Consider the following 11,524-nt stretch of genomic DNA (forward strand, 5'->3'; position numbering starts at 1 on the left):
TCCCGCTTCCCGCTTCCCGCTTCCCGCTTCCCGCTTCCCGCTCAACGCTCAAGACCTTCACGGTGTATGGATGGGGGAGTGAGGTCATTGCCCTGCCGAGGGCCATGCGGTGCAGCCGAGAGGGTCGGCGTGGCACGGGCGAGCAGGTGGTTGGGAGGGGGCGAAAGACCCGCGGGTTCAGTCGACGACTCGAATTTGAAACCCGCTCAGACGCCCATGCACCACCCAAAAGAGGGGCCCGCTGCCGGTGACGGCAGGGGCCCGTTTTTATTGTTAGCGCACGGTCTTTGGGTCTGGTTTCCTCCGTGAAGGCTTAGCGGGCCAGCAGGGGTTGGCTGCTGGTCAGGGTGGTGCTGGTTGGCCGGGTGGCGGGATGCTGCTGGAACTGGCGTACCAGCCGCTCCAGGTCCCCGAGTTGCTTCACGAGGGCAATGATGCCCTGCACGGCGTGGCGGCTGCCCTGGCTGGAGTCGTCGGCCAGACGTTTGATGTCCAGCACGCTGTGATGGATGTCCTGGGTGACCAGGGACTGCTCCTGCATTGCCTGGGCTATCTGGTTGCTGCCTGCGGTCACCTGCAACAGGCGTTCGCTTATCTGTTGCAGGATATCACCGGTGGCGGCGGCCTTGAGGCGGCAACTGGCGGAGAGCTGCTCCCCTTGCGCCATGGCCTGCTGGGCATCGTCGGCGCTGGCCTGCAAGAGGCTTATCATCTGCTGGATCTCGCCGGTGGAGGATTGGGTCTTGATGGCCAGGGTGCGGATTTCGTCCGCCACCACCGAGAAGCCGCGACCGGACTCGCCTGCCCGGGCCGCTTCGATGGCCGCATTGAGGGCCAGCAGGTTGGTCTGGTTGGCGATGTTGTTGATGACGTCCAGGATGCCGTCGATGGCGCGGCACTGGCTGGCCAGCGCCTCTATCACGGCGCGGGAGGTGAGCAGCTCGCCGTGAACCCCTTCCACCGCCGCCACGGTATCGAGCACGCTGCGATTACCCTCCCGAAACAGCACGGCGGTGTTGTCCAGGCTGTCCGAGGAGGCGCTCGAGCTGTGGGAGACTTCGCGAATGGACGCCGTCATCTCGGTGATGGCGGTCGCGACCTGGTTGGTCTGGGCCTGCTGTTGCTGCAGGTTGCCGGTGATGGACTCGGCATTGTTCAGATCCGTCTGCGCCGCCTGTACGATCTGCTGGCAGGTCTGCTGGGTGCGGGCCAGCACCGCATTGAACTCGGCCTGGTTCATCTTCATGGCGAGCTCGACGGCAGCCAGGCGATCGACCCGGCCGGTATACAGCAGTTGCATCAAGGGGTTGTCGAAACGGTGGCGGGCCAGGGTCTCCAGCCGGGCGAGGCGCCGGGAGAGGGTCTGGCAGATGACGAGCGCAACCACCAGGGGCAGGGCACCGATGAGCAGAGGCCAGCCCGGGCCGTGCTGATAGCCGAGGGTGACCAGACTGGCCAGCAGCGCCATCAGGCAGAGGTGGATCCCCAGGGTGTGGCAGCAGGGAGGCAGGCGCAGGGCCCGGGGGGTCTTGCCGCGGCGCATCTCGTCATAGACCCGCTCCGCACGCTGCTTGATCGTGTCGTCCGGCGCCGTGCGCACCGACTGGTACTCCACCACCTTGCCGCTTGCGTCCTGAATGGGGGTGACGAAGGCGTTGACCCAGTAGTGATCCCCGTTCTTGCAGCGGTTCTTGACCGGGCCCATCCAGCTTTTGCCTTCCCGCAGATGGCGCCACATGTCGGCAAACGCCTGGGGCGGCATGTCGGGGTGGCGGACCAGGTTGTGGGGCGCCCCTTGCAGCTCCTCCAGGGTGAAGCCGGCTATCTGGCAGAACTCGTCGTTGGCATAGGTGATGCGGCTCTCCAGATCCGTGGTGGAAATCAGGTTCTGGTGCGACGGGTAGAGGCGCTCACGCTGGGTAACGGGTTGATTGACTCTCATGGTACTTCCTGCCTGACAGGGGAAAGAGAGTCTGGTTGCAATTCGTACACCAGAGTGCCCAAAAACGCTTAAATTGCGCTCTATATGTCTCTTTTGCGCTCAAAACCCGTAGTGGGGGGAACATGGCCCGGGCTCGCGTCCGCCCCTGCCGTCAGGATTCGCTTTTTGGGAGCCGTTTTGGCAATGGCGGGGCGGGTTTCGCAATTTGGCAAGGCGGGGCCGGGGCCTCCGCCAGCCTCAGGCGGGCAGATCCGGCTCGCTGACCGGGGCCGGCATCTGGGTCTCTATCTGCAGGTGGGTGGAGAGCAGGGTCTTCAGATCCTGCAGGTACTCCTCCAGGGGGGGCTCGTCCAGCAGCAGGGCAAGCTCGTTGCCTACAGGGGTGAGCCGGTAATAGAGCAGGGTGAGGTTGCTCTGGCGTTGGCGCAGACGCCAGCGCTGGTTGCCAAAGGCCAGCTCGACCCCGTCGGCGGGCAGGGGACCGGATTCGAGCTCGCCACGGTGCAGCAGCCCGAGATCGCACAGCAGCAGCAGGGCGCTGTAGGGCACCCGGTATTTGCCGAGCCCCATCCGGGTGACCTTGGCGCGACTGAGCAGGCTGGCCCCCTTGTGCATGCCTAGCAGCAGACGCTGCTCGTCGCTGCCCTCGTAGTGGCAGGAGAGGGCGCAGATGCGCTGGAACAGCTGGGCTTCGCGCTGGGTCATCTCCTTGAGGGTGTTGAGGGCCCGGATGGAGAAGCGGCCCGGTGTCGCCACTTCCAGGGCGAAGATGCGGCCCCACAACTGCTGCATGGGGGTCATGCTGATGTCTTCGGCCAGTTGCAGGAAGCGGGTGAGCCAGTCGCTGTCTATCTCGCCGCCGGCTGCGGTCTCTTCGCAGTGGCGCGCGGCCATCACCATGATGGATTCCAGATTGCGCTGGCGTGTGGCCTGCTCCGCCAGCTGGCGGAAGGTGGCGCGCTGCTCGAAGGTGCTGTCGCTGTTGCGGGTGAGCATGCCATCGATGCCGCGGCTGCGGGCCAGGCGCAGGGTCTGCTCCTGGCTGCTCAGGATGGAACTCTCTTTCTTGGGGGGCAGGTCAGCCATGCTGGCTCCGTGATGGCAAGGTCTGGTAGTGAATGTTACTCCAACCAGATCCATGAACAATCCCTTTGCCGGGGTCGTCACGGGATAAAAAAATGGCCTCCCGGGGGAGGCCATCAGGGGCTCACTCTTCGTAGACGCTGACCTCGACCGCGTCCATGGAGTAGGAAGCGGTGGCCATCTCGTGGCTGGAGCTGACGGTGTGCATCTTGCCCTTGACCCAGATGGCGTCCCAGAGGTCATCCACCGGCGCCCCCTTGGGGTAGCTCACGTAGATCACCTGGTTGGTGGGCGGGGGCGGCACGTGAATGCAGGCGCCGAAGTAGGGGACCAGCAGGAAGGCGGTGATGGTCTTGGCATCCCCTTCCAGGGGCACCACGAACCCGGGGATCCGTACCTCCTGATTGTCCAGCTTCTTGTTGACGCCCCCCACCGGCTGCGGTACCGAGGAGAAGTCGCCGTCATGGCTGACCTGGGGCGGTGGCAGCAGTTTTTCCCCCTCCGGGATGAGGATATCCCAGTCGATGGTCTTGTAATCTGCGGCCATGGCAGGCAGCACCAGCAGGCTGGCCAGCAGCGCCACTATTTTCCACTTCATCATCTGTTCTTCTCTCTTGGTCGGATGCGTCGGGTCAGACGCGAATGCTCATGCCGTCGCTCAGGCTGTAGCGGTAAGCGCGGGCGGCAGGCAGCAGCCCGATCACCATTCCCGCCAGCCAGACCAGGCCCAGCAGTTGCCACTCATAGGCGCTCGGCAGACCCAGGCTCATTTGCAGGCCATAGTGGCTGAGCAGCCAGGGGCTAGCAAGCCCCTGACCGAGATAGAGCGCGGCCACCCCGAGGGCGATGCCCGCCGTGGTGAGTGCCATCGCCTCCAGCGCCAACAGCAGGAAGAGGTGGGCAGGGCCCGCCCCCAGCGAGCGCAGAATGGCGAGCTCGCGGCGCCGCTCGTTGAGGCCGGCGAGCAGGGTGGTCAGCATGCCGATAAGGCCCGCCACCACCACGAAGCCCGCGATCACCGACAGGGCGGTCTCCGCCACGCTCATCAGCCCCCAGAGCTCCTGCAGGGCGGCTCCCGGCAAGATGGCCATCAGGGGCTCCCTGGGATAGGTGTTGACGCTGCGCTGCAACTGGAACGCCAGGATCCGGTTGCTCAGCCCCACCATGAAGGCGGTGATGGTCTTGGGGGTGAGATCCAGCGCCATCGCCTGTTCCGGGGTCACGTTCTTGCTGTGACGACCGGTGTCCCAGCCCAGGTGGATCGCCTCTATGCCCGCCAGCGGCACATGAATGGTGCGATCGATGGGGGTGCCGGTGGGGGCCAGGATCCCCACCACCTTGAACGGCATGTTGTCGTGCTGGCTGAACGAGGTGTTGCCGGCGCCATGGGCGATGACGATGGATTGATCCAGGTGATAGCCGAGCTTTTCGGCCACCTGGGCACCCAGCACCGCTTCAAACGGTGTTTCGAAGGGGCGGCCTTCGCGCAGGACGAGCGCCTGCTGCTTGCCGTACTTCAGGTGGGTGAAGTAGTCCCCGTTGGTGCCGAGCACGCGAAACCCCTTGTGGGAGTCGCCAAGGGAGAGGGGGATGGTCCAGGCGATACCGGGCCTGGCCTTGATGGCCTGGTAGGAGTCCCAGCCCACGTTGTTGGTGGGGTTGCCGATGCGAAACACCGAATAGAGCAGCAGGTTCACCTGGCCGGAGCGGGCGCCGACGATGAGATCGGTGCCGGAGACGGTGTTGGCGAAGCTGTCCCGTGCCTGACTGCGCACCCGCTCGACCCCGAGCAGCAGGGTGACGCTGATGGCGACGGCCAGCAGGGTGAGCCCGGCGGTGAGGCGACGGGCCCAGAGACTTTGCAGGGCGAGTTTCAGCATGAGAGCCTCCGCAGTGAAGGGGAGATGGCCGGACGGGCTGCGAGATGATGGCGTGTGGTCATGCCGCCCTCCGGTTGAGCTGTTGCAGGTTCTCCACCCGGGGGAAGAGGGGCTCCAGATAGGGATCGTGACTGACGAAGACCAGGGTAGATCCCTGCTTGTCGCACTCCTCGAACAGCAGCCGGATGAAGGCGGCCCGGTTGTCGGTGTCCAGGGCCGAGGTGGGCTCGTCGGCGATCACCAGAGGAGGGGAGCCTATCAGGGCGCGGGCGGCGGCGACTCGCTGCTGCTGGCCGATGCTGAGGGCGTGGACGGGGCGATGGAGCGCCTCATCCGGCAGTTGGAGTTCTGCCAGCAGGCGGCGCGCCTCCTGCTCGGGGCTCCCTGTCAGGCGGGCCCGCTTGGCGGGTGAAAAGGTGAGGGCAGCGGTGACGTTGTCCTGCACCGAGAGAAACGGCAGCAGATTGAACTGCTGGAAGATGTACCCCAGATTGGCCGCCCGGAACTGGTCACGGGCGCGGCCGGAAAGCCGGGCCAGGGGCTGGCCCAGCACCTCCAGGGTGCCGTGGTTGGCGGTCTGGATACCGGCCAGCAACCCGAGCAGGGTGGACTTGCCACAACCCGATGGGCCCTTGATGAAGACGCGCTCACCCTCGTGGATGCGAAGGGCGGGCAGATCGAGGACGGCTTCGTGACCCGGCCAGGCAAAGGCCAGATCACGGATCTCAACCACGGCATGTTTCATGGTGTTACCAGCCCAGTTTGTTGGCGGACGGAGTCAGTTCGGCGGCGGTCTGGCCGGTGGGCAGTATGCCCTGCACGCTCAGCTTCTCCAGGCTCGGGTAGAGGCTGAACAGGGTGGCCTCGAGACCGGTGAGCTTGGCCGGGGTAGCGCAGGTGTAGGTGTACATGGCCCCCATGTCCGCATGGCCCGCGTCGTCGTGATGGTGTTCATCGTGAGCGCCATCAGCCTTGTCGTGCTCGTGCTCGTGCTCGTGCTCGTGCTCATGGTCATGGTCATGGTCATGATCTTCCTTGGCGGCCTGCAGCTCCTGCTGGGTCAGCTTGCAGCCGGCGGCCGGGTCGAAACGGAAGAGGGCGTCGGGCTGCTGGAGGCGGGCCACCGCCTTGGCATACTGCGCTTTCTCCTCATCGGTGTTGGCGGCATGCTCGAAGCCCACCAGATCGGCGGCAGGGGCCTGCAACTCGATCATCAGCTGGTTGCCGTCGAGTACCAGGTTGAGGTGGCCGTGACCGTGCTCATGGGCACCGTGGCTGTGGCTTTCGTGTTCGTCGTGATGGGCCTGGGCGCCGAAGGCGGCAGCGGCCAGCAACAGGGTGACTGCTTTCATCGTTAATCCTTTTGAATAAATAGAGAAAAGATTGGTTCAAAAAAAGAAACAATGAAGGGGCGGCGGGGCGCGGATACGGCGATGTCCCGTGGTGCCGGTGGCCGCCCTCGGTTGGGGAGTGCCGATATACCGGTCGATGCCAAAGGAGAGGGGAGGGAGTACGGGGGTCGGCGTCAGTGCCAGCTTGCCATCCAGATGCAGGACGCAGAGGGTGCAGGCATGACTGTGATCGGGCAGGGCTGCTTCAAGGGGGTGCTGTGCCAGCGCCGGTTGCATCCACAACCAGCCCAGCAGCAACACCCAGATTGTCAGTGTGGAACGACCCATAGACCCTTGTGGAAAGGGCGCCATCAGCGCCCTTCTCTCTGATTCAGAGATGGGACTGGATGAGCCCCATCACCTTGGTTATCTCGGCGGCATCGAGCTGGCCATCTTTGGCAAACAGCACCTTGCCCTCTTTATCCAGCAGTATGATGGCCGAACTTTCCGGGGTGAGCGCCCAGGCGTTGCGGGCCATCCCCTTGGCATCCAGCACCATGGCGGACCAGGGGAACTCTTTCTTGCTGTCCTCGGCACTGCTCTTCACGAAACCGGACGTGCCCCAGATGGCGTCATTGCTGTTGATGATGGTGACGGTCTGGTACTTGTCGTGGGGCAGCTTGGCCGCCTTGATCGCCTCGATCATGGGGGCATTGAGCTCCTTGGCGCTGGAGCGCCCCGCGATGTGCTGGATCAGGAAGACCTTGCCGGTCAGGACCTTGCTCTGCCAGGGCTGATAGCTGATCTCCTTCTCCTTGAGCACCAGCTCCCCCTTGTCGCTGATGTTGACCAGCGGCACCAGGGTTGATTCCTTGATGTTGTGGGCCATGACCAGGGTTGGCAGCAGCGCCAGAGTAAGCACGAGATGTTTCATCCAGATGACACTCCTTTGTGATGTTATAACGATTTTTGGGTCGAGGGAATGGGACCCTGAACATCCTAAACTGATCGGATCTGTTTAAAAAGTGTTAAATAATGCAGGGTGCGACGGTGATCTTGTCAACATGGGCGCCATCCCCCAATGATGGCGGCAAGGATGGCATGTCATCCATCAAAAGCAAGTGATGGTCAGAAGAGGCTAGTAGAGCGGTTCGCTGATCAAGGGAATCTGGGCCATGGTCATCTGCTGGGCCAGCAGGGGAGAACCGGTGAGCAGCACGTGGCGCTGATTGCCGATCACCAGGGTGTCTCCCTCAAGGCCGCTGTCGGCCGTGATGGCGAGCCAGGCCGGCGAGACGCTGCCGATGCTGATGTTCGGATAGATGATGCTGAGACTGTACTGGGGCGCCAGCTCCGCCAGCAGACTGGCCATGAGCAGCGCCTTCTCGTCGCTGTCGGCCTTGTTGTCCTGCAGGGCCTGCAAGGGCGGAGCGAAGTGGTCCATCTGCTCGGGCGGGGTGGGGATGCCGCTCAGCCACTCCTGCAGCAGGATGACGCTGGTGGCGAGATCCTTGGCCGAAAACTGCTGTGCCAGGGGTTTGAGGTCTCCCTTGAACTGATAGAACAGCTGGGAGTAGTTGGGGCGCACGCAGGGCAGTTTCTGATTGGCCGGGTGCACGCAGGGCTGGACCCGCATCTCGTAGAAGGCGTCCTCCTGATATTGCCGGTAGGCCTGCCAGAACTGGGCGGATTCGAGGCTGCTGTCGTGCAGGGTAAAGGCCTGTTCCAGGTTGCGGAACTTGGTGGCCGTCTCCGGGCTGTGCTGGTTGATCTGGTTGATGCTGTTGTAGAGGCGCGGACTGATGTAGGAGTAGAGTGTTTCCAGCGGGAAGTTGAGGGCGGTGTCGAGCTGTGTCATCTCGTGACGGCTGGCTGAAAAGGTGCGCTCATCCGCCGTCAATTGCAGGTGCTTTTGCTGACCATCCGCAGATTGCCACTGCCAGCTCAGGTTGATCTCGTTGGCCTGCGCCATGGTGCCGAAGAGCAGACTGCACAGAAAGCCTTGTGCCAGTTTCATGGTGCGCCTCCGCCTGGGTTGATAATAAACAACTAGGTGAGTGACCGGCATCTGGATTGGTCTGGTGACAGATATATTGGTAATTATCTGATCTGACTTTAAATTTAATTCAGGAAATAAGTCATGGGGGAAATCATCATGAAGCTTGTTTCACGGTTTCTGCTGATATTGGTGGCCACGCCAGCGCTGGCGGGGCAGGTCATCGTCAATCAGGGATTGTCCAGCGCGGATACCTTCGCCCTGCGGGATCAGCTGGCCCGGGAGCATGAATGGCAGGAGTGGCTGCGCTTCCAGCAGGCCATCAAGTGGCTGGAGGTGCTGCCGGTCAACTGCGATCTGGTGGGAGGTGCCGGTCAGGAATATCGCTGCGGTGATGACTATTACCGCCCCTATCGGCAAAACGGGCGCGACCTCTATATCCAGGGGGATCCCCCCGGAGTGTCCCCGCAACGACCAATAAAAAAGGCGCCATAAGGCGCCCTTTTTGCGAGGAATACGCTTATTTTGCAGCGTAACGCTCGGCAGAGGTCTTGATCTCGGCTTCGGCAGCGGCCTTGTCGCCCCAACCTTCCACCTTGACCCACTTGCCCGCTTCCAGCTCTTTGTAGCGCTCGAAGAAGTGCTGGATCTGAGCTTTTAGCAGCTCGGGCAGATCGTTCACATCCTGGATGTGATCGTACTGCTTGGTCAGCTTGGAGTGGGGAACGGCCACGATCTTGGCGTCTTCGCCAGATTCGTCGGTCATCTTCAGCACGCCGACCGGGCGGCAACGGATGACGGAGCCGGCCAGCAGCGGGTAGGGAGTCGGAACCAGCACGTCGACCGGATCCCCGTCCAGGGACAGGGTGGCGTTCACATAACCGTAGTTGCACGGGTAGAACATCGGGGTGGACATGAAACGGTCAACGAAGATGGCGCCGCTGTCCTTGTCGACTTCGTATTTGATCGGGTCGGCGTTCTGCGGGATTTCGATGATGACGTAGATGTCGTCAGGCAGGCTCTTGCCGGCCGGTACCAGGTTCAGGCTCATGACGTTTCCTTTGAGTGTTGGAGTCAAGTTTGCAGGCCGACATTATAGCGATGTCCCGTCAAATGACCATATTTCAAGGGCCGGGTGGCGTGGCGGAGGGTGGCTTTTCCCCGCGCTTGCCCGATTTCTGTCGTCTGCGGGCGCGGATGCCTTCGCTCCCCATGGGCGCGGCTTGTGCCACCGGGTCAACAGACCCTAGAATGCGCACTCCCTTTACTGGAAAAGGCAGCGGTATGCACATTCACATTCTCGGGATCTGCGGCACCTTCATGGGTGGTCTGGCGGTGTTGGCAAAACAGCTTGGCTATCGGGTGACCGGCTCCGACGCCAACGTCTATCCCCCCATGAGCACCCAGCTCGAGCAACAGGGCATCGAACTGACCGAAGGCTACGACCCCTCCCAGCTCGATCCGGCGCCGGATCTGGTGGTGATCGGCAATGCCATGAGCCGTGGCAACCCCTGTGTGGAGTATGTGCTGGATCGCAATCTGCCCTACATATCCGGCCCTCAGTGGCTGCTGGAGCACGTGCTGAAGGATCGCTGGGTGCTGGCCGTCGCGGGCACCCATGGCAAGACCACCACCGCCAGCATGCTGGCCTGGGTGCTGGAGTATGCCAAGCTGGAACCCGGTTTCCTCATAGGCGGCGTGCCGGGCAACTTCCCGGTTTCCGCCCGTCTCGGCTCGGCTCCCTTCTTTGTGATTGAAGCGGACGAATATGACTGCGCCTTTTTCGACAAGCGATCCAAGTTTGTCCACTACCACCCGCGCACCCTGGTGATGAACAACCTGGAGTTCGACCACGCTGACATCTTCCCGGATCTCGCCGCCATCCAGCGCCAGTTCCACCACCTGATGCGCACCGTGCCGAGCAACGGCCGGGTGCTCTTCCCCAAAGGTGATGACAACCTTACCGCCGTGCGCGAGATGGGCTGCTGGAGCGAGGTGGAGCTGGTGGGCCAGGACGACGCCAAGTGGAAGGCGGTGAAGCTGGCCGATGACGGCTCCGCCTTCGAGGTGTGGCTGGATGGCGTGAAACAGGGGGAGGTGCACTGGGAGTGCATCGGAGAGCACAACGTCAACAACGGTCTGATGGCCATCGCCGCCGCCCGCCATGTCGGTGTCATGGTGGAGCACGGGATCAACGCCCTCTGCCAGTTCAAGTCCCCCAAGCGGCGCATGGAGCTGAAAGGGGAAGTGGCCGGCATCAGCGTCTACGATGACTTCGCCCACCACCCCACCGCCATCGAGACCACTCTGGGCGGCCTGCGCGCCAAGGTGGGCAAGGCCCGCATCCTGGCGGTGCTGGAGCCCCGCTCCAACACCATGAAGCTCGGGGTTCACAAGGAGGAGCTGGCCGGTTGCTTCGATGGTGCCGACGAGGTGTTCTTCTTCCAGCCCCCCAACATCGGCTGGGATCTGGGGGAGGTGACGGCCCACATGACCCGGCCTGCCCGGGTATTCGAGGCCCTTGATGCCCTGATTGGCGCCCTGGTGGCCGAGAGCCGCCCAGGGGATCATATTCTGATCATGAGCAACGGCGGGTTCTGCGGCATTCACGACAAGCTGATCGCCCGCCTCAAGGAGCTGCAGAGCGCATCATGAACAAGGCCATCACCCTGGCGCTGACCGGCGCCTCCGGCGCTCCCTATGCCCTGCGCCTGCTGGAATGCCTGGTGCAGGCGGACTATCGGGTCTTCCTGCTCGCCTCCTCGGCGGCGAGAGTTGTGCTCAAGACCGAGCAACAGCAGGATTGGCCGGGCTCCCCCAGGGAGCTGTCGGCGTACCTCTGTCGCCAATATGGTGCCAAAGAGGGTCAGATCGTCGCCTGCGGCAAGGAGGAGTGGTTCTCGCCGGTGGCTTCCGGCTCGGCGGCCCCCAAACAGATGGTGGTCTGCCCCTGCTCCATGGGCACCGTCTCGGCGATCGCCAACGGCACCTCGGACAGCCTGCTGGAGCGGGCGGCGGACGTGGTGATCAAGGAGCGAGGCCAGCTCATCCTGGTGCCCCGGGAGAGCCCCTTCTCGGCGATCCATCTGGAGAACATGCTCAAGCTTGCCCGTCTTGGCGTGACCATCATGCCGGCGGCGCCAGGGTTCTACCATGAACCGAAAAGCATCGAGGATCTGGTGGACTTCATGGTCGCCCGCATCCTCGACCACCTGGGTGTCGAGCATGAGTTGACCAGTCGCTGGGGTTATGCCAGCCACTGATACGGCGGGGAGCGGACAAAAAAGCGGCG

At 63.0% G+C, this 11,524-nt stretch carries 13 protein-coding genes; 3 read left to right on the plus strand and 10 right to left on the minus strand.

Annotation, left to right across the window (positions count from 1 at the left end; translation table 11 throughout):
* Positions 1-313: 313 nt before the first annotated feature.
* The 9 genes from AACR77_RS06545 to AACR77_RS06585 all read right to left on the minus strand — a co-directional run bounded on the left by AACR77_RS06545 (position 314) and on the right by AACR77_RS06585 (position 8,253).
* Entirely contained in the window at positions 314-1,942 is a 1,629-nt protein-coding gene (locus AACR77_RS06545; protein WP_042880462.1) for a methyl-accepting chemotaxis protein, read from the minus strand.
* A 237-nt stretch (positions 1,943-2,179) separates the two neighbouring features.
* On the minus strand, positions 2,180-3,028 hold the full coding sequence (locus tag AACR77_RS06550; RefSeq protein WP_010675590.1) for a TIGR03899 family protein: 849 nt from the start codon (positions 3,026-3,028) through the stop codon (positions 2,180-2,182).
* Between the two features lie 121 nt (positions 3,029-3,149).
* A complete protein-coding gene (locus AACR77_RS06555; protein WP_010675589.1) occupies positions 3,150-3,626 on the minus strand; it encodes a DUF3299 domain-containing protein in 477 nt (158 codons plus the stop codon).
* A 31-nt stretch (positions 3,627-3,657) separates the two neighbouring features.
* The gene (locus AACR77_RS06560; RefSeq protein WP_042880464.1) at positions 3,658-4,905 is read right to left on the minus strand and encodes an ABC transporter permease; all 1,248 of its coding nucleotides are present in this window, start codon (positions 4,903-4,905) and stop codon (positions 3,658-3,660) included.
* Positions 4,906-4,963: 58 nt separating this feature from the next.
* Positions 4,964-5,650 (minus strand): ABC transporter ATP-binding protein, encoded by a 687-nt coding sequence (locus AACR77_RS06565; RefSeq protein ID WP_039040841.1) that lies wholly within the window; start codon positions 5,648-5,650, stop codon positions 4,964-4,966.
* 4 nt (positions 5,651-5,654) lie between these two features.
* Complete coding sequence (locus tag AACR77_RS06570) at positions 5,655-6,257, minus strand: DUF2796 domain-containing protein (protein ID WP_010675586.1); 603 nt, start codon at positions 6,255-6,257, stop codon at positions 5,655-5,657.
* 36 nt (positions 6,258-6,293) lie between these two features.
* Entirely contained in the window at positions 6,294-6,584 is a 291-nt protein-coding gene (locus AACR77_RS06575; RefSeq protein WP_081999403.1) for a hypothetical protein, read from the minus strand.
* A 43-nt stretch (positions 6,585-6,627) separates the two neighbouring features.
* Positions 6,628-7,170: a YtfJ family protein gene (locus AACR77_RS06580; protein WP_042880468.1), complete on the minus strand. Its 543-nt coding sequence runs from the start codon at positions 7,168-7,170 to the stop codon at positions 6,628-6,630.
* 204 nt (positions 7,171-7,374) lie between these two features.
* The gene (locus AACR77_RS06585; RefSeq protein WP_042880471.1) at positions 7,375-8,253 is read right to left on the minus strand and encodes a hypothetical protein; all 879 of its coding nucleotides are present in this window, start codon (positions 8,251-8,253) and stop codon (positions 7,375-7,377) included.
* A 123-nt stretch (positions 8,254-8,376) separates the two neighbouring features.
* Here AACR77_RS06585 and AACR77_RS06590 point away from each other — a divergent pair, with 123 nt between their 5' ends.
* The gene (locus AACR77_RS06590) at positions 8,377-8,727 is read left to right on the plus strand and encodes a hypothetical protein (protein ID WP_139739354.1); all 351 of its coding nucleotides are present in this window, start codon (positions 8,377-8,379) and stop codon (positions 8,725-8,727) included.
* A 25-nt stretch (positions 8,728-8,752) separates the two neighbouring features.
* Here AACR77_RS06590 and ppa read toward each other — a convergent pair whose 3' ends face one another.
* On the minus strand, positions 8,753-9,283 hold the full coding sequence (ppa, locus tag AACR77_RS06595) for an inorganic diphosphatase (protein WP_005335667.1): 531 nt from the start codon (positions 9,281-9,283) through the stop codon (positions 8,753-8,755).
* Positions 9,284-9,516: 233 nt separating this feature from the next.
* Here ppa and mpl point away from each other — a divergent pair, with 233 nt between their 5' ends.
* Positions 9,517-10,887 carry a UDP-N-acetylmuramate:L-alanyl-gamma-D-glutamyl-meso-diaminopimelate ligase gene (mpl, locus tag AACR77_RS06600; protein WP_042880472.1) on the plus strand — a complete coding sequence of 457 codons (1,371 nt, stop codon included), beginning with the start codon at positions 9,517-9,519 and terminating at the stop codon, positions 10,885-10,887.
* Positions 10,884-11,495: a flavin prenyltransferase UbiX gene (locus AACR77_RS06605; protein WP_042880474.1), complete on the plus strand. Its 612-nt coding sequence runs from the start codon at positions 10,884-10,886 to the stop codon at positions 11,493-11,495. Before mpl ends, AACR77_RS06605 begins: the two co-directional genes overlap by 4 nt.
* Positions 11,496-11,524 lie beyond the last annotated feature (29 nt).

It is taken from the genome of Aeromonas sp. ZOR0002 (assembly GCF_963866995.1).
Taxonomy (GTDB): domain Bacteria; phylum Pseudomonadota; class Gammaproteobacteria; order Enterobacterales; family Aeromonadaceae; genus Aeromonas; species Aeromonas caviae.